The following is a 19,455-nucleotide window of genomic DNA, read 5'->3' as shown; positions in this document are numbered from 1 at the left end:
TCATTTATAGTCATTACGTTGTCATTGATAGTCATTCGTCAAAAGCCGGATAAGCTTTACAGTCATTTGTGGTTATTACTTGTCATTAATGGTCATTTAGAACTTGTATTCAGGTTAATTCGTTTATCACGACCCATTTAAAAAGTTGGTCAGGATCTTTTCGCCGATGGGTCCGCTTTTTTCAGGGTGAAACTGCACGGCGAAAAAATTGTCTTTACGCACTGCAGCACTAAAGTGCCTGGAATGGTAACTCTTGGCAATGGTATAATCTGTCATGGGCACATAGTAACTATGAACAAAATAAACAAAAGCACCTTCCTCTATTCCCTCGAAAAGGGAGGATTTTAAACCGAATATCCTGTTCCATCCCATATGCGGCACTTTGATGTTCCCCTGAAATCGCTTCACTGTTGTATCAATTAAGCCCAACGTCCTGGCATTTCGTTCCTCGGAACTTTCGCATAAAAGTTGCATTCCAAGACAAATAGCCAAAACCGGCTGTTCAAGGCTCATTATTAATTTATCAAGCCCCCTTTCAGCCAAATAATCCATGGTGCTTTTCGCTTCTCCTACCCCCGGAAAAATCACCCGGTCGGCCTTTTTTATCTTTTCATGGTCATCGGTTATTTCAGCTTCCTGATGCAATCTTTTCAGGGCAAAATCCACCGAGCGTATATTGCCGGCATTGTACTTAATGATCACTGTTTTCATTTATAGTTTTCCTTTTGTCGTCGGTAGAGTTACATCATTTACATCCTGTTTAACAGCCATTTTAAGCGCTCTTGCAAATGACTTAAAAACTGCTTCAATTTTATGATGCTCATTTTTGCCTTTGGCGCTGATATGGATGGTACATCCGGCTTCACGGGCAAAAGAATCAAAGAAATGCTCAAACATTTCAGTGGGAACCTCTCCAATCCGCTCCCGGTTCAATTCAACCTCCCATTCCAGATGGCCCCTGCCAGAAAAATCAAGCACACAATTGGCAAGGCTTTCATCCATAGGGAGAGAAAAACCATACCTCTCCATGCCTTTTTTGTTCCCAATAGCCCTGGAAAGTGCTCCCCCAAGAGCCAAACCGGTATCTTCGATGGTATGATGTGCATCCACATCCAGATCGCCTTTTACATTCAGTTTCAGATCCATCTTCCCGTGCCTGACCAACTGATCAAGCATGTGATTAAAAAAGCCCAGGCCTGTCTGAATATCCGAATGCCCTGTGCCATCAAGAGACAATGAGCCACTTATGGAAGTTTCATCTGTTTGTCTTTGAATTTTCGCTGTCCTAAAGTATTTTCTCAAATAGTCAAAAATCTCATCCCAGCTTTTTGCCACCAGGGCGCAAAAATCAGAGAGTTCATCAGGTACAAACCGTTCCTCTTCATCAATCTTAATTCCCTGCAAACCCATATTCCGGGCCAGTATGATGTCCGTATCCCGGTCGCCTATAACAAATGAAGCCTCTCTGTCAAAATCTCCCTGAAGGTACGGCCTTACCATCCCCGTATTGGGCTTTCTGTTGGGTGAATTGTCCTTAGGCAAGGAGGGATCTATTAAAACCTCTTCAAATTGAATGTCTTCATTTTTTAATGTCTTTAAAAGCTTATTCTGTATAAGCTGAAAATCTTTTTCAGGGTAGGAAGCCGTACCCAATCCGTCCTGGTTGGAAACCATTACAAGGCGATAATCGAGCAGATGGGTAATCAGATACAAATTTCTGAATACACCGGGTAGAAATTCCATTTTCTCCAGGGTATCCACCTGTTCATCTTCCGGTTCCCGTATGAGGGTTCCATCCCTGTCAACAAAAAGATACTTTTTCATCATTCCATTTGGTTTTCTTCAAATTTACGGCAATATTTCATCAACAGATTGTTCTCAGAAGGCTTACCTACTGTAATCCTCACCGATCTTTCACATCGCGGTAAACCCGACCGATCCCTGATAATCACCCTTTTCTCTGCAAGGAATTCAACCAATTCCCCCGGATCAGAGACTTTCACAAGCAAAAAATTGGCATCGGACGGAAATACATGTTCCACAAAGCTACGGTTTTCAAAAAAACCAATCAACTTTTCCTTTTCTTTATTGATCAATTTCACATTTTTTCCCAGTTGCTTGAGCTTTTTGATTTTCCTCAGCGCAAGCTTTTGGGTTACACGGTTCACATTATAAGGATATTTGATCTTATTCAATATACCGATGATTTCAGGGATGGCAAAAGCATACCCCAGCCGGATACCTGCCATTCCCCTTGCCTTAGAAAATGTCTGAAGGATGACCAGATTGGAATATTGTCCGAGCAACGGTAAAAAACCCGGATCTCCTGAAAAATCAATATAGGCTTCATCGAGGATCACCAAGCCCTGAAAGCGACTCAGTATCTCCCTGATTTTTTGGGGATCCAGCAGGTTTCCTGTAGGATTATTGGGGCTGCAAAGAAAAATCAGCTTAGTATGTGGGTCTGTATTCCGCAAAATCTCATCCACGTTGGGTTGAAAATCTTCGGTGAGTTGGGGTTTCCTAACTTCCACCTCATTGATTTTGCCTGCTACTTCATACATGCCGTAGGTAGGTTCGGGAACAATCATATTGTCCTTGCCGGGATTGCAGAAAGCCCGTATTACCAGATCAATGATCTCATCGCTGCCGTTACCGATAAATATCTGCCGGGTTTCCGCTCCCCTGAGATCTGCAATCTTCTGCTTAAGAGCTTTCTGATAGGGATCGGGGTAACGGTTCAGCGATTTCCCAAAAGGATTTTCATTGGCATCAAGGAACACATATCCTTCCCCCTGGTATTTCTCTCGGGCCGCACTATAAGGGATCAATTGTTTTACATTTTCCCTGACCAGGTTATTAATTTCAATCATAATCAACCGCTTTTGTTTTCCATTCGAACCTGAACTGCCATGCTGTGGGCTTCCAGCCCCTCCGCCCGGGCCATTGTCATGGTGCTTTCACCGATATTTCCAAGGCCGTCTTGTGAAGCCCTCTGAAAAGTAATTTTTTTCACAAAGGCATCCAGATTAACTCCACTGTGGGAGACAGCATACCCATTGGTGGGCAGTACGTGATTCGTTCCTGAGGTATAATCCCCAAGGCTTTCCGGAGTATAATTGCCTATAAACACCGAACCGGAATTGCGTACCTGCCGGGATAGCTCCGTGGCATTTTCAGTAGCCAGTATGAGATGTTCCGGCGCGTAGCAATTTACCATATCCATAATCTCATCCATATTGCTTAACAAGATAAGTCTGCTGTATTCCAATGCCTTTTCGGCAATATCCTTTCTTGGCAGCTCCTTTAACATGTTTTCGATCTCCCGGCGTGTATCCTCCAGCAATCTCTCACTGGCGCTCAACAACAACACCTGACTGTCAGTGCCATGTTCAGCCTGAGACAACAGGTCTGCCGCAATAAAACGGGGTGGTGCCTGATCATCCGCTACAACCAATACCTCTGAAGGACCGGCAGGCAGATCAATGGCTACCCCTTCCATGGAAACCAGTTGCTTGGCAAGCGTTACAAAACGGTTGCCCGGACCAAAAATTTTATTTACCCTGAGTATGCTTTCCGTACCGTATGCCATAGCGGCAACAGCCTGTGCTCCGCCTACTTTGTAAATCTTATTTACGCCACTTTGCCGGGCAGCGTAAAGAATGGCAGGATGGACACCTCCCTCCTTATCCGGCGGGGTAGTCAGTATGATGTTGTTACATCCCGCAACCCGTGCCGGCAAAGCCATCATCAATACGGAAGAAAACAACGGGGCACTGCCGCCGGGTACATAGATCCCGATCGAATCGATGGGTACGGGTTTTTGCCAGCAATTCAAACCGGGAATAACCTCCACACTTGTTTCCTCACCTTTCTGTGCCGCGTGAAATTTTTCAATATTGGCAGCAGCCATCCGTATTGCTTCTTTAAGAGCATCATCAAGTTTACCGGCGGCTGCATCCATCTCCTCATCGGATACCTTAATATTGTCAAGCTGAACCCCGTCCAATGCTTTGGTATACTTTTGCAGGGCAACATCCCCGTTTTTCTTGACATCCTCAAGTATCTGACTTACACTGTTACGTATTTCCTCCTGATCCTGATCAGGACGACTCAGCAAGGAATCCCATTCCTGCTTTTCGGGATACTGAATGATCTTCATGGATTATTTGTTTTTAGTTCATTACTTTTTATTTTCTTGCATATTTTGGCAGAGAAAATGAAATTCTAATATCTAATTTCGAAATTCTAAACAATGTTCAAATGACCAAACAAAGAAATTTCAAAACAAACCCATATCCAAAGCGCACTTTATGAAAATCTTCGGTTCTATTTTACTAGGTTTGAATAAAGTGTTTTGATCTCCGGCAGCTGCCGGATTTGACATTTGTATTTGTTTAGGATTTAGAAATTAGGATTTTCAGTTTATTTGGGTTAGACTCTAAATAATCATTTTTTCAATCGGAATTACCAGTATACCCTGGGCACCTTTTTCCCTTAGCTTATCGATCACCTCCCAGAACTCGCTCTCATTTAATACAGAATGTACCGAACTCCAGCCTTCCTCTGCCAATGGCATCACAGTAGGACTTTTCATCCCGGGAAGCAAGCCGGTAATCTCCTCCAGCTTATCGTTCGGTGCATTTAATAGAATGTATTTGTTGTTCCTCGACTTTTTCACCGATCGAATGCGAAAAAGCAGATGGGATAAATGTTCCTTTTTCTCCTCATCAATACCCGGATTGGAGATCAGTACAGCCTGAGAGTCCATAACCCTTTCCACCTCACGCAGACCATTGCTTATCAAAGTACTGCCGGTGCTTACAATATCAAATATGGCATCCGCCAAACCAATGCCGGGAGCAATTTCAACCGATCCGCTTATCTCATGGATGTCCGCATTGATACCCTGTTTATTAAAAAAATCGTTCAGTATATTCGGATAAGAAGTAGCCACTTTCTTACCTTCGAAATACTTCACCCCGGGATACTCCTCAGATTTTGGTATTGCCAGAGACATCCTGCAACGGGCAAAACCCAGGTTTTCTTCTATATTCACATGCTCACCTTCTTCATGTACAACATTCTCCCCCACAATACCAATATCCACCACTCCGTCGCTTACATATCTGGGAATGTCATCGTCACGAAGATAGATGATCTCCAGGGGAAAATCGGAAGAGACCGAAAGCAGCTTACGGCTCCCATTATTCAATGAAATACCGCATTCGCGTATCAACTCAAGCGATTTCTCGCTTAGTCTTCCTTTTTTTTGTAGTGCAATCTTCAGTTTGTCCATTATTACAAGTTTTTAACAAAAAAAGGCCTGCGGAAGTTCCACAGGCCTTAATATTTTCATTTGATTCAACATCAGCATGCAGTCCTTCCATCCGCCAGGGGATTCATAAAATGATGGTGGTGAACTGCGGTATGTATAAAATATATATCCATTTTTTTTAATTTCCAGTGTGCAATGATATAAATTTTCCTTTAAACCAAAAAATATTTAACAGAAATTTAATTACCCACCAAAATATTTATAGCTGCGGACAGGGCGGAGGGGTATATTCCTGGTTGTTAAAAAGATCCTCACCGGAAAAGGTATAGGAAAGTGAAATTTCGTGCGCTCCGCCTGTATTGGTAATTAACCGGGATATGGTGGCATCGTAGCTGTAACCTATACTGAAATTGTCGCTACTGTAACCCAACATGAGAATAACTGCATCATTGGAGGGTGTTTTCGGTATTAACGGAATACCCCTGTACCATAACCCTACCATAAACGCCTCTTTTTGATAATATGCCCCCAGATTGAACTGCCTGATCTGTTGCTGAGACTTAAAATGAAAAGCAGCAAACAAACTATTGCGGCTTCTGTTGAAATTCAGTTTCTTTAGAGGAATCTGCAGCCCCCCATAGAGAGAATATATCAAAGGTTTGTAATTGGGATTGTCCTGAAATGAAGGATTTGCTTTTATCAGATGATCCACCATCCCCCCAATCCAATATTTATGGTTATAGAACATTAAGGAACTTCCAAAATCCACATAGGTAACCTTTTCATCCTCCGTAATCTCTACAGAAGTGGGATTGGTATAATCGAACCCCAGTTGGTCGTTAAAGACGACCTTGGAATAATCAAGCTGATACTGGTGATAATAAAACTTAAGACCCGGCTGAAAATACCAGCGGTCAGATATCTTCAGCTTATAGGAATAATTTCCGGCCACATTGGTGGTGGAGATTTTTCCATCTCCCGCATCGTCTCTCATAAAAAAAACTCCCAGGCCGCTGTTCAGATCATTGAGGTAATGATCGGCAGCAAATGAATACGTTACAAATAGGCCGGGTATTTTGGGCCACTGATCTCTGTAGTTTAATGTAACCCTTGTTTTTTCAGAAGCTCCTGCAAAGGATGGAGCCATATATAATGGAGAAGCATAAAACTGGGAAAAATGCGGATCCTGACTGAAAATCATTGTATTGATCAGCAACAAACCTGTTATAACAATTGCTCTTTTTAGACTCATAGTCACTTCCTTATTAAGACAAAATCTCCAACTTTTTCGAATCGGTTCCCATTGTTGAATCTGCCTTGAACCTTATAGATATAAACGCCTTCCTGGGCAAGTTTATCCTGATAGTAGCCATCCCAGCCAACATCAAGCTTATCTGACTCGAACACCATCACACCCCAGCGGTTGAATATCTGAAGGTGATATTCTTCCACCCCCTTGGCAATGGGATGGAATACATTGTTTTCCCTCGAATTTTCATTATAATGCCCACCTACAGGCCCATCGGAATTTGGTGTAAATCCGGAGGGGAACTTAATCTTCCCGCTTTGGTCTACATCTACTGCATTAGTAATAATGGTATCATCATAACATTCATTGGGGGACCACACTTCAAGACGGATATTATAATTTCCCGTATCCTGGTACATGTGTTTCGGACTGGGCTCGTCTGAAGTTGCTCCATCACCGAAATGCCAGAGGTACCTGTCTGCATCTATTGACATATCGTAACATTGCAGATGCTGTTCGGGAATATAAAGATGTTCAGGAGCCACATCAAAACGAGCTTCAGGAACATCATGCACCACAATCGTGGTATCTTCAGTAACCGTACTGCCGTCGGGAGCCTTGGTCTTCAATTTGACGGTATATTCACCGGGTTCATAAAATGTATGCCTCGGATTTTCATGGGTGGAGATATTATCATCGTCGAAATCCCAGGTAAAATCGCTGTTACGTTTGATGGATTCGTTATAGAACTGTACTGATAAAGGAGGACAGCCGTTATCCTTATTTACATCAATTTCCGGCTCAGGCATCACATAATAGGTAATGCTCACCTCATCCGAAACTTTACATCCATTGTTGGTGATCGTCCATCTGAAGGTGTTCACACCTCCGCTCAGATCACGCACTCTGCTCTGTGCTTTGGTGGGATCATCAAAGGTGCCCGAACCACCCAGTATGATCCATTTTCCTTCTCCACGGGTTGGTTTATTTGCTACCAGGGTAGTCGAATCCCTGTAAACTTCCTGATCCACACCGGCATAAACCTGGGCTTTATCGTTATAAACGATCACCTCATCCAGAGTGGTGCAGTTTCCGTTGGTTGTAGTCCACCGAAGCGTGTTTGGCCCGAAGCCCAGGTTGGTCACCCTTGATTTCGCATTGGTCTTATCAGAGAAGTCAGCATCCCCGCTTACCAGGCTCCATTCACCCGTGCCAATGCTGGGCTCGTTGGCATTCAGCCTTACCTCATCGCCGCAAACATGGATGTTATTACCGGCATTGGCTTCAGTCGGTGAATTGTTCACAATGGTTACTTCATCATAGAGGTTGCAACCCCTGTAACTGATATTCCACCGGTAAGTATTTGAGCCGTGACTCATATTGGTAACCTTGGTTTTCGGGTCATGCGGATCTTCAAATTCACCACTGCCTTCAACTACTTCCCAGGTGCCGGTTTGCCCGGGACCAACCTTATTTCCCTGCATGGTTGTTGAATCCCCGCAAATCTCCTGATCTGCACCTGCTCTGGGTGTATTGGGCCGGTTCACCACAATGGTCACCTCATCTGAAGTAAAGCAACTGCCGTTATACACCGTCCATTTAAACGTATTGACACCCTGTGAGAGATTAGATACCTGTGTGTTAGACCTTGTAGCCTCTTCAAAATCTCCCGATCCTGTTACTACGGTCCAACGCCCCACTCCAAAAGGCGGTTCCTCGGCGTGCATGGTATAAGAGGTGGTGCAAATGCTGTCATTTTCTCCTGCATAAGCTTCAACCGGCAGATTGTTGTAAATGGTCACATCGTCGTACTTGACGCATCCATCCCTGTTGACTCTCCACCGGAAAGTATTCTCTCCAAGACCCATATCTGTAACTGAAGTGGTTGCAGAAGAATCATCCTGTATGTTGCCTCCTCCGCTAAGGGCTTCCCAATGGCCATCACCTATATAATTCGGATTGGCTTTCAGATAATATGAGTCATCGCAAACTTCGTTATCCTGCCCTGCATAAACAATGCCGGGGTCCTTGTTCTCTATGGTCACCTTATCGGTAGAGACACAAGACTTATGGGATATGGTCCACTTCAGTACATTGGAATTCCTGTGATCCAGCTCACTCACGCTGGTATTGGGATTAGAAGCATCCTCAAATACGGCGGAACCGGTAACCACCGACCAATAGCCTTCACCCTGTCCGGGATTGTTTGCAGAAAGATCTGTACTGTCCTGGCACAGCTCCTGATCATAGCCAGCATCGGCTTCTATCAGATCATTGGATATCTCCACCTCGTCATACAATACACATCCATTGTGCTCAATGGTCCATCTCAATATATTATTTCCTTTGGCAAGGTTTTTCACTTTGGTTTCATGGTCACTGGGATCATTGAAATCCCCGTATCCGCTGATCACACTCCATTCACCGTCTCCAATCACCGCTTCATTGGCATTCATCCGGAAGGAATCCACGCAGATGGATTTATCGCGACCAGCAATAGGTTCTGTAGGATTGTCATTGGTGATGGTTACTTCATCGGAGGAAGAACAATTTTCATTGGTGATGGTCCAACGCAGTACGTTATCACCATGCCCCAGGTTGGTAACCCGTGTATTTCCTACAGTCTGGTCCTGAAATTCCACAGAATTGGAACCGCTGACCAAGGTCCACAATCCTTCACCTACGGAAGGCGAATTACCATAGAGCGTAGCCTCATCGGAACAAAGCGTCTGATCCACACCGGCATCTGCCTGGGTGGGTTCATTGTTGGTGATAATGACCTCATCACTCGATTTACAATTCTTATGGGTAATGGTCCATCGCAGGGTATTCTTCCCTGTTCCCAGACCTTCTATGGTGGTATTATTAACTGACTTATCTCCAAAAGTACCGTCCCCAGCTACTAAGGTCCATTCACCGGTACCTACAGTGGGATTGTTAGCGGAAAGCTGGACTGAATCCCGGCAATAGGCCATATCCGGTCCGGCATTTGCTTCCGTGGGTGAATTGTTGGTAATCTTTACCGTGTCGGAGACCACCCCGTTTCCATAAACGGTCCATTTCAGGACATTTTCACCTCTGGCCAGGTTACGGGCCATGGTGTTGTGTGCACTCTTATCGTCGAAGGTTGCAGAGCCGGTCACCACAGACCATTCTCCCTCGCCCTGAAGTGGCTCGGATCCGTTAAGCCTTATTTCATCATTACATATAATGGTATCGTTACCGGCAGAAACCGAACCGGTTGTTTTGTTATTGATTGTTACGCTATCAATAGATACACAGCCTTCATGGGTTACCTTCCATTGGAAAAGGTTCTCTCCGTAGGCCAGCTCGGTTACCTCGGTCTTTGGATCATATACGTCCTGAATGTTACCAGCACCTTCAAGCAGCGACCACTTGCCGGTACCGGTAGTAGGTATTGTGGCGTCCAGATAAACGGAATTTTGATAAATATCCTTATTTTCTCCTGCATCAGCATTGGATGGTGAATTGTTTATAAGGGTAATGCTGTCCGCAGACTGGCACCCTTCATAATACACATTCCATGCAAGAACCGTGGTATCAGAAAGTCCAAGATAAACCTCTGTTGTCGGTGAGAAACGGTCGTCAAACGTAGCAGATCCTTTTACCACAGACCATTCACCATCACCTTTAGCAGGAGGTGTTGCATCCAGGTTGGTCCTGTAGGTACACAATACCTGGTCATTACCTGCTTCTACGTCTACCTGGTTGTTCGATATTCTTACCGTATCCTGCGAACTGCAGGCATTATTCGTTATGGTCCAGCGCAGTATGTTTTCTCCACGAGCTATGCTGGTAATCTTCGTATCCGGATCGGTCTTATCCTGGAAATCGACAAATCCCTGAACAATGGACCATTCTCCACCTCCTACAGATGGAGTATTGGCATCAAGCCAGGTAGAATCGGCACAGACATCCTGGGCTATTCCAGCCTCGGACGTGGTAGGCGAATCATTAATGATGGTCACTTCATCATAGCTGGTGCATCCATTCTTCGTCAAGGTCCATCGCAATACATTCACGCCTTTTGCCAAGTCTTTTACCATCGTATTGTACTGATTGGCATCGGCAAAGGTAGCAGAACCCTGCTCAACACTCCACGTGCCCGTTACACCGGCATCCGGCTCGGAGCCTGATAACTTAAAGGAATCTGCGCACAAGGTTTGATCGGCACCGGCATTGACAAACTGCTGGTTGTTCTCAATTGTTACCGTGTCTATATCGGCACAACCGTTACTGGTGCTGGTCAGAGTGACTTCAAAGTTGTTGATGCCATTGCCCAGATCGGTTACCTCCGTTTCAAAGCTATTGGGATTGGCTATAGTCGCTTGTCCGTCGATCAGATCCCAGTTAATACTTGCAGAACCCGGGTCATCGGCAATAAGTGAATCGGATGCCGAACAGATCGACTGATAGGTCTCGGTATCAATGATGGGTTTGGAATTCACATCCACGGAATGACCTGGTGAAGTGGCTCCCGTACCACAACCGTTCTTACCGTATACCTTTACAATGCCTCCTGTAGAGGATTCATTGAAGTTCACCAGGATGCTTCGGGTACCGTTGCCCGAGACAATGGTTGCCCCGGAAGGTACAGACCATACATAGGTATCGGCATGATCAATTTTTGGCACTTCAAAGGATACACCGTCAGCTCCCTGGCATATACTTGAAGGACCGGTAATACTACCAGCATCATCAGGTAGGGGATTCACCTCTACCGCAAATCCTGTGGAAACGGCGCCGTCGCCGCAGGAGTTGCTACCGTATACCGTTACTATTCCGCTTTGAGCTGTATCAGAGTAGTTGACCGTGATGGCGTTGGAATTATTCCCGGCCACAATCTCCGCTCCATCGGGTATGCTCCAGATATAGTCATCGGCATACTCAATTTCCGGTACAGAATAGTCGATACCGGTTGCTCCCTGGCATACCACACCTTCACCTGTAATATCACCGGCAGCCTCGGGCAACGAATCAACCGTAATAATCGCCGTTCCCGACATTTTGGCTACACACCCGTTGGAAGCTGTGCCATATACCGTATAGGTACCTTCAGGCTTGATCTGTCCGAAGCTCAAACTTCCGCCTGTTCCGGATTTTCCGGTAATATAGGTATTACCATCCTGTCGTAGTTCATAAGTTGTGGAAGCATCAGAATTATCCAGGCTGATCTCCTTGCCCCCCGTGCCTTCACAGTAGGTTCCTCCACCTGTAACATTGTATGCATCAGGATTGGGCAGAATAATATACGTAACCTCAGTATAAGGACTCTCACAACTGGTACTTGTTGAAGATTGTGTGACATAGAAGGTATAGGTCCCTGTTCCGCTCACTGCCGGGGTGAACATATTGCCCGTGGCTATAGGACTTGCCGGGGGCGTGGTATTGTACCAGGCAATATTGGTGCCTTCCGCAAAGAAGGATTTGTTAGGCGATCCTTCACATACCCTTAAAGTGTCTTCATCCACTACCGGGGCAGACGGCAAGTCATGAATCGTCAGCGAAACACTTTCCTGATTGCTTTCACAGCCGTGCTGGTCCACCTGGGTTACACCATAATAATAAGTGCCCGCAGCAGTCTTGTTTGGCTGGTATTCCTCCGAGGTAGACAGGAAATTATCCGAGGCATCATACCAATTTACAGGATTGGCAGGATCATCAGGAGTAGCCTGAAGTTCAGGTACCGGTTCTCCGAAGCAGCTTTCCTGATCATTGGCGGTGGGAGGAGAAGGCAACGCGTAAACGGTGTATACCACCTGTGCCGGATTGCTTTCACAACCGTTGGAGCCGGTCTGGGTAACGTAATAGGTATAATTGCCCACGGCACTTACAGATGGTGTATAGCTGCTGCCTGTGGCCACCTGGTTGGCTGAATTCAAAGGAGTATCCTTGTACCAGGTAATGTTGGAACCCGAAGCATTGATTGGCACATTCGATGATCCGTAACAGTTTCCTGTATCACTGACCATCGGTGCTGACGGTGCGTCGGTATCTTCATAGACTGTTACGGTGGTATCGTTGGTACAGCCATTAACTTTATCTTCTACAGTCAATATATAATCGCCTGAAGCATTAACCTCAGTGAGCGCCGAATTGGGATCGGTAATGGTACCCGTTCCACCCGACCATTGATAATATACATCATCGGACGAGCTTCCTGACAATTCAACCCACTCCCTGGAACAGGTAATGTCCTGAATGGGATCTACAAAAACATCCGGCTCAGATACATCTTCATTTACATAAACGCTGTCTTTTGTATAACAACCGGTATTGTTATTGGTTACCTTCACAATATACCAGCCCGGTGCATCAACAGTAGGCGTGGGAGTATACCGGTTGGCGGCAATATGACCGCTGCCTTTTGTCGACCATGCAAAGGAAGAGTCCGAAATGTCCGTAGTAGCACTCAGTGTAACCTCAGTCCGGGCACAGGTAAGATCTTTTGCAGAATCCACAGAGACATTCGGTTTGGCAGTATTCTCAGATACTGTAACAGTCTTGGTTCTGGTACAGCCATTTACATCATCAATGAGTGTGAGATGATAATCGGCCGGCTGGGTTACCTTTGGATTGGGAATGCTGGTATCGCCAACGATAAGCCCACCTGATCCGGCCACCCAGGAATAAGAAACTTTATCATCATCGGTGGCATCAATGCCTTCTGTGCTAAGCTGAACGGTATCCCTGCTGCAGGTCAGCATATCTGAAAACAGGCTAAATTTAGGCTTGTCTATATTTTGATGGATTAAAAATTGTTTGGAATTGGTACAGCCTGTATTGGTGTTGCGGGCTGTAAACACATATTTGCCCGGTGCATCCACTACCGCTACCAGGGAACTGTCGCCGCTGCGGATGTTGCCATCCGATGTGGACCACCAATATTCCGCAGGACTTTCTACATAATCAATTTCCAACATGGAAGAATCTACCCTGCAGTTGAGTGTATCCTGGCTCACTGAACCTTTTGTTATACCAGGCACGGCATTGTTTTTGGTTACTTCCACCGAAGCCGTATCCTTACACCCACTGAATGGATGTTCCACGGCAAGGAAGTAATCCCCGTCAGATCCCACATAGGGTTGTTCTACGTCATTGGGGGATAATATGTGTCCGTCGGGAGTAAACCAGAAATAATTCGATGCGGATGAGCCGCTGCCGTCAAGCCTTACCGTATCATTGGTACAGGTAATCTGCCCCGGGCTGCTCAATATTTGCGCATCCGCAGTGGGTGTAACAAAATTGTTATAAACCTCCACGGTGTCTTTTGCAGTGCAACCGGTAACATTATGAGTGGCAGTCAATATATAGGTCCCGGCTGCATCTACTTCAGGAGTTGTTGTAGTTGCATCCCTGATATTTCCTATTCCCGTTGTTGTCCACAACAAATCAGCATTAGAGAAAGGATCAACCTGCAATTCCACCCATTCATTCCTGCAGGAGATGCTGTCGGGATTGCTGTCGAATCCTGTAATGGTAGGCTTGGTAGAGTCAGATCCTACAGTTACCTGGCCTTCAGAAGTACATTTATTATCCTCATCAGTCACTAGGATTTTAAAGGTACCGGGCCCATCTACCACCGGATTTTGTGAAGTTGGATTATCCAATGAACCTGAACCGGATACCACAGACCACTGATAGGTGACATTCGGCGTGCCGGAGGAGACATGGAGGGTTTCTTCTGTGTTTTTGCATGTAATGTCATCATAATTTGTCGTGAGCGCCATATTGGGTGAAGCCGTATCGGCCGGCACTATAACATCGGAAGAATCCTTACATCCATTGCTACCTTCAGCAACCATGGTATAAATACCCGGTTGGTCAACAAAAACGGAGTCCTCCCTGGGTATGGTAATATTACCAGGCCCTGACCATGAAAGGAACTGATAATTAGTAACCTCAGCTTCAATGTTGACATCTTTTGCACAAGTCAAGCTGTCCGGTGTTTTTGTAAATCCGGAAATGGAGGGAGGATTAAAATCGCTGTTAACATTTACTTGTTCACTGCTGGTACAACCTGTAGTGGTATCTTCAACGGTGGCAGTATAATCACCGGCAGCACTGACAATGGCTACAGAACTGTCTATTCCTTCAACAATGTTACCACCACCAGAAGTACTCCAAAGAACTGTTTTATCGGTTAAATTCGAAGGAGAAGTAACACGAAGCGTATCATAGGGTTCATTGCAGGTGATGGTATCAAAAGCAACAGACAGGTTTACATTAAAGGATGTTGTATTGTCATCAACATAAATGGTGTCCTCAGCAGTACAGCCGGTCAAAGGATGGAAAGCAGTAACGGCATATTGCCCCTGACTGTTAACAGTGGCTGTATTGCCCGTGGCAATTACCGAACCTGAGGAAACTTTATATATCTCAAACGAAGTGCCGGAAGGATCCGCATCAGCCGTAAGGGTGACCTGCGGATGGTCACAATCAATATTTCCTGATTTATCCAACGTGACATTTCCTGGTTTGGTGGTATTGGAATCAACCTCTGCTGATTTTGTTATGCCACAGCCTGTAGCATTCTTCGTTACAGTAAGTTTGTATGTACCCGTATCGTTTACAGTAACCGATGAGGTTCCCCACCCATCTGTGATATTGGGTCCATCCCAACTGTATGAAGCCCCGGGAATTGACGGGGTGGACACTATAGCTGAATCTACCGAGCAGGTAAGATCGTTGGACACCGAAAGGCTAAAATCATAGGTTGATGAATCGGTCTCGACCCAAACAGAAGTATCTGTATAGCATCCATTGTTGGCATCAATCACCTTCACTGTATAGTTGCCTTCCGCATTAACCTCAGGCTGTCGGGTTGAGTCGCCCGAAACGATATGTCCGCCGGAAGAAGCCGTCCAGACTACTGTGTCGGCTGAAGTTACAGCTTCCAGGTTAATAGAGGGATTGTCGCACGTTAGTGTATCGGGTTCGGTTACGGTTAAATCAGGTGGCGTTGTGTTTTTTTCTACCGTGGTTTTCCTGCTGTTGCTGCAGCCACTGGCTGAAACGGTTAGTGTATATTCACCGGATTGTTTGGCATAAATCGAATCGTTGGTTACTGTTCTGCCTCCACCGGTCCAGGTGTAGCTGTCTCCTTCCGGGAAACTGCTGCCGCTCAGCAACACAGAGTCTGTCTTACAATCCAGGTCTCTGGTTTTGGTGATAGAAATATCCGGGATCGCATGAACATTCACATAGAGAGAATCGGGCTCTCCGGCACCTGAAGCATTGACACCCCTTACAATAACATATCCGTTCACCGTGGTACTGTCGATATCCACTTCAATATTGGTGGTGCTGTCTCCATTGACTATATTGAAACCGGAAGGCATTGTCCATTCATAATATTCGGCATGGCTCAGGGAAGGTATGGAATAGGTTACCCCCTGATCGCCTTCGCAAAGTGAGGTGCTTCCGGATATTGGGCCAGCCGTATCAGGAAGGTGCTGAATATATACCTTGAAATAAGCTGTATCACCTTCTCCGCAGGAATTGCTGCCGTAAACCGCTACAGAATCATATCCCGTTGGCGTCGAGGAGAATGATACGTCAATTGAAGAGGTACCGCTGCCGGAAACTACGGATGCACCTGAGGGCAGCAGCCAGTTATAAGTATTGGTATTGGCAATGGGAGGTACCGTATAGGAACCTGTATCCCCTACTGCTACCGTATCATCACCGCTGATGGGCTGAGCGTCGTCAGGAAGTTCTTTGAGGGTTATGGTCTGCGTGTTCTGCATTGAATCAGCACATCCGTTGGGAGCAATGGCATACACCGAATATTCGCCTTCCTTGTAATATCCATCGAAATCAAAATTTCCAGAGGAGGTGCGCATTGTATCCTCCATCAGAGTGGTCTGGTTTCTGATTAGCTGATACTGTGTTCCAGCTTCACTTCCACTCAGTTCAAGTTTGTTTCCAAGTGTTCCTTCACAGTAAAAACCTCCGCCGGATAAAGTAAATTGATTGGGTGCATCCAGAACTTTTACGCTTTGGGTATCGCTGTTGACACAACCAGTGACCGAATCGGTATATTCATATATAATATCATGATGCCCTGCAGAAAGACCTGAAGGGTCAAACACAGCCGTACCATCTTCATGATCATTGATCCCAGGACCGTTATAAACACCACCCGAATCGGCAGGACTGCCGGTTAAGGTGACAGAATCTGCATTCTCACAGATGGAATCGGGCAAACCGGTAAAGGAAGCAGAGGGTACAAAATTCACTTTTACTTTCTGCCGGGTGGAATCGGTACAACCGTTCGAGCCGGTAGCCTTGTAACCAATAGTATATTTGCCTTCTACCGGAACGTCTGAAGGATCGAAAATGGCGTTGCCATCTCCCTGATCTTCAAAAATATCCGGATCACCCCAAGGATCGGTATAGGTTCCGTTCAACGGGTTGCCGGTAATTGTCACTTCACCGTTGCTGTTGCAATAAGCTGAGTCCAGACCGGAAATGGTTACATCCGGAACCTTCTTGATGGTAACATCGGCAGTGTCGGTATTGCTGCAGGCATTCGAATCGGTATAAGTATATTTTACTACATAATCTCCGGTAGACAGATCTTCAGGGATCAGCTTGTTGCCAATCACTCCGATTCCCGTGTCTGAAGTAAAAGTTCCTGGCTTATTAACACCCTCTAAGGTAACTGTATCGCGGTTCTGGCAATAGCTGATATCATCAGTGGTGTTGATGACGCCATCCAGTGTAAAGCTTGCATCGGGCAACTCATGAACGGTAAATCCTACGGAATCTTCATATGAGGTTATGGCGTCACTTACCAGATATTTTATACCATAGTCGCCCGCTCCCTGGGAAGAAGGATCAAAAACCGCTTCCGAAGTACCTTCCGTAGCGCTGTATAGCGTATCCGAGCCTTTAAAAACGATGAATTCGCCGTCAGGTATGCTTGAACCTTTGTCCACGGTAAGCTGAAAACTGTCCCGGCTGGCACAATAGTTTGAATCAACCAGAATAGTCGGATTCACATACATAGTCACGGTGGTACTGTCCTGGCAGGTCATGCTGTCGGTGACAGTCACCTGATAGGAGGTATCTTTAGTGGTACTTAAGGTAACCGTGGAAGTATCTTCACCATTGCTCCAAAGATAATCGTAGGGAGTTGAACCACCTGTTGCCGAAGCTGTTATAGTGGTATCGCAACCAGCACAGATATAGAAGGAATTGTCCACGTCAAGTGAAGCCGTCGGAGCCTCTCTGACAAAGATAGTTCCTGAAGCTCTGGCAGAACAGCCGTTGGTATACTCAGCTGTTACCTGGTACGTGGTAGTATCATCAGGGCTCTTTGTAATCGAAGGGCCTGTATCTCCTCCCGGTGACCAGCTAAAAGTATCCCCGTCCGTCGCCGTAAGGGTTGCTGAATCACCCGGGCAAATTATTTCATCATTCACTGCTGGCGCAGGAACGGAATCAATGGTAACCTGAACTTCATCTTTATTCACACATCCATTTCCATCAGTAACCGTAAGTTCATAGGTGGTGTTTGTGGTGGGGCCGGCCTTAGTTTCCGAACTGTCGGGATAAGCTAAAGTACTTTTCGGGCTCCATGAATAAGAATAAGAAGAGTTATAATTGGCACTTAACAAGGTGCTGTCTCCATTGCATATTGAACGGTCCGAGCCCGCATTGGCACTGGGAAGACTGTTGACTGTCACTGTGATACTTGTATCGTCCTTACAACCATTAACATTGGTAACTGTCACATTATAAGTCTCTGTAGATGAAGGTGAGGCAGTAGGATTTGAAATTGTAGTATCGTTCAGAGAGCCGGAAGGGCTCCATTCCCATTTTGTGCCATTACTCACGGCAATTTCCGTTGATTCCCCCGGACAAATGGCTGTATCTCCTTTAGAAACATTCACGTTAAACTCAGTATAATAATCCAGAGTTACTTCGTTGTTCATAGGAGTTCTGCAGGCTGTTGTGTTATGTTCGCCAATGGCATAATAAGTTCCCGTGTCTGATACAGAAAAAAACACAGAATCTCCTGTACCAGCCCTGGTCATATATGGACTTCCCGGAGAATTTTTATCAAATAATTCATACACCACATCGGGATCGGAATCGGGCAGATAAAAAGTGCCCGAACCTCCTATGCATACCGTAGTGTCGCCTTCCAGATCATACGCTACAGGGGATTCTTTTTTATACACCTTGATGGAATCGTCAAGATAAACTTCGCATGAACCATTATAAGCTCTTACCTTGTAATATCCTGAAGAGTCGGTCTGGGATCCGAAAGAAATGCTGTTACCATCACCCGTTGCGGTAGTAATATAATTGCCTTCCCTGTAAAGATCATAATCTACCCCCAGCATGGAAGTGTCCAGTCCGAGTTCAACTCCAGAACCACCGGGACAAAAGGAAGTATCTGAGGTATAATAGATAATGTCGGACATTACGGTGGTGATCTCCGAGACGGTGACCGTATTGTTCATGTATTGTTGGCATCCACTATTAAAGGCATAAGCCGTGTAGTCTCCTTTTGTATAGGGTCCCGGAAATTCAACTTTCCCTGACCCGTTGCCTAGTACAGTATCTATGGGTGTACCGTTTTTTTCCAGTACATAGTTCGCACCATCATCTCCTTCTATCCATAACTTTACACCAGGATTTGCTTCATCTTCACAATAAGAGGTATCTTGCATTAAGTCATACGCATTGAGAGCATAGGTGATCTCAACTGTTGTTGTGTCCCTGCCGATAAATGCTGTACCGTTTTTGTATATGGTGTCGTTCACAAAAATTTCGTATGTACCGGTACCCGGAACAGCAGAAGGATCAAACTCCCCGTTGGTAACATACCCATTTACATCATAATATTCCAGGTCAGGGGATCCTATATCGGGTGTATCTACTGCATGTTCAA

General features: G+C 45.5%; 7 protein-coding genes. All 7 read right to left on the bottom strand.

All coding sequences use genetic code 11. The features are described from left to right. Positions 1-126: 126 nt before the first annotated feature. Positions 127-711 carry an imidazole glycerol phosphate synthase subunit HisH gene (gene hisH / locus KGY70_04020; protein MBS3774328.1) on the bottom strand — a complete coding sequence of 195 codons (585 nt, stop codon included), beginning with the start codon at positions 709-711 and terminating at the stop codon, positions 127-129. After that, positions 712-1,824 (bottom strand): bifunctional histidinol-phosphatase/imidazoleglycerol-phosphate dehydratase HisB, encoded by a 1,113-nt coding sequence (hisB, locus tag KGY70_04015; GenBank protein MBS3774327.1) that lies wholly within the window; start codon positions 1,822-1,824, stop codon positions 712-714. Next, positions 1,824-2,873, bottom strand: coding sequence for a histidinol-phosphate transaminase (hisC, locus tag KGY70_04010; GenBank protein ID MBS3774326.1), 1,050 nt, complete (start codon positions 2,871-2,873; stop codon positions 1,824-1,826). The genes hisB and hisC overlap by 1 nt, the downstream gene beginning before the upstream one ends. A 2-nt stretch (positions 2,874-2,875) precedes the next feature. Then, positions 2,876-4,162, bottom strand: a complete 1,287-nt coding sequence (gene hisD / locus KGY70_04005; GenBank protein ID MBS3774325.1) for a histidinol dehydrogenase — start codon at positions 4,160-4,162, stop codon at positions 2,876-2,878. 279 nt (positions 4,163-4,441) lie between these two features. Beyond that, a complete protein-coding gene (locus KGY70_04000; protein MBS3774324.1) occupies positions 4,442-5,299 on the bottom strand; it encodes an ATP phosphoribosyltransferase in 858 nt (285 codons plus the stop codon). A gap of 238 nt (positions 5,300-5,537) precedes the next feature. Further along, on the bottom strand, positions 5,538-6,530 hold the full coding sequence (locus KGY70_03995) for a PorP/SprF family type IX secretion system membrane protein (GenBank protein ID MBS3774323.1): 993 nt from the start codon (positions 6,528-6,530) through the stop codon (positions 5,538-5,540). Positions 6,531-6,532: 2 nt separating this feature from the next. Continuing rightward, positions 6,533-19,327, bottom strand: a complete 12,795-nt coding sequence (locus tag KGY70_03990) for a gliding motility-associated C-terminal domain-containing protein (protein ID MBS3774322.1) — start codon at positions 19,325-19,327, stop codon at positions 6,533-6,535. Positions 19,328-19,455 lie beyond the last annotated feature (128 nt).

This window comes from Bacteroidales bacterium, from assembly GCA_018334875.1.
Lineage (GTDB): Bacteria > Bacteroidota > Bacteroidia > Bacteroidales > UBA12077 > JAGXLC01.
This window is presented reverse-complemented; position numbering and strand designations above follow the sequence as displayed.

Excerpts from the sequence above, each read along its gene's own strand:
- hisH (MBS3774328.1), bottom strand. The coding sequence starts at position 711 with ATGAAAACAGTGATCATTAAGTACAATGCCGGCAATATACGCTCGGTG.
- hisB (MBS3774327.1), bottom strand. The coding sequence starts at position 1,824 with ATGAAAAAGTATCTTTTTGTTGACAGGGATGGAACCCTCATACGGGAA.
- hisC (MBS3774326.1), bottom strand. The coding sequence starts at position 2,873 with ATGATTGAAATTAATAACCTGGTCAGGGAAAATGTAAAACAATTGATC.
- hisD (MBS3774325.1), bottom strand. The coding sequence starts at position 4,162 with ATGAAGATCATTCAGTATCCCGAAAAGCAGGAATGGGATTCCTTGCTG.
- KGY70_04000 (MBS3774324.1), bottom strand. The coding sequence starts at position 5,299 with ATGGACAAACTGAAGATTGCACTACAAAAAAAAGGAAGACTAAGCGAG.
- KGY70_03995 (MBS3774323.1), bottom strand. The coding sequence starts at position 6,530 with ATGAGTCTAAAAAGAGCAATTGTTATAACAGGTTTGTTGCTGATCAAT.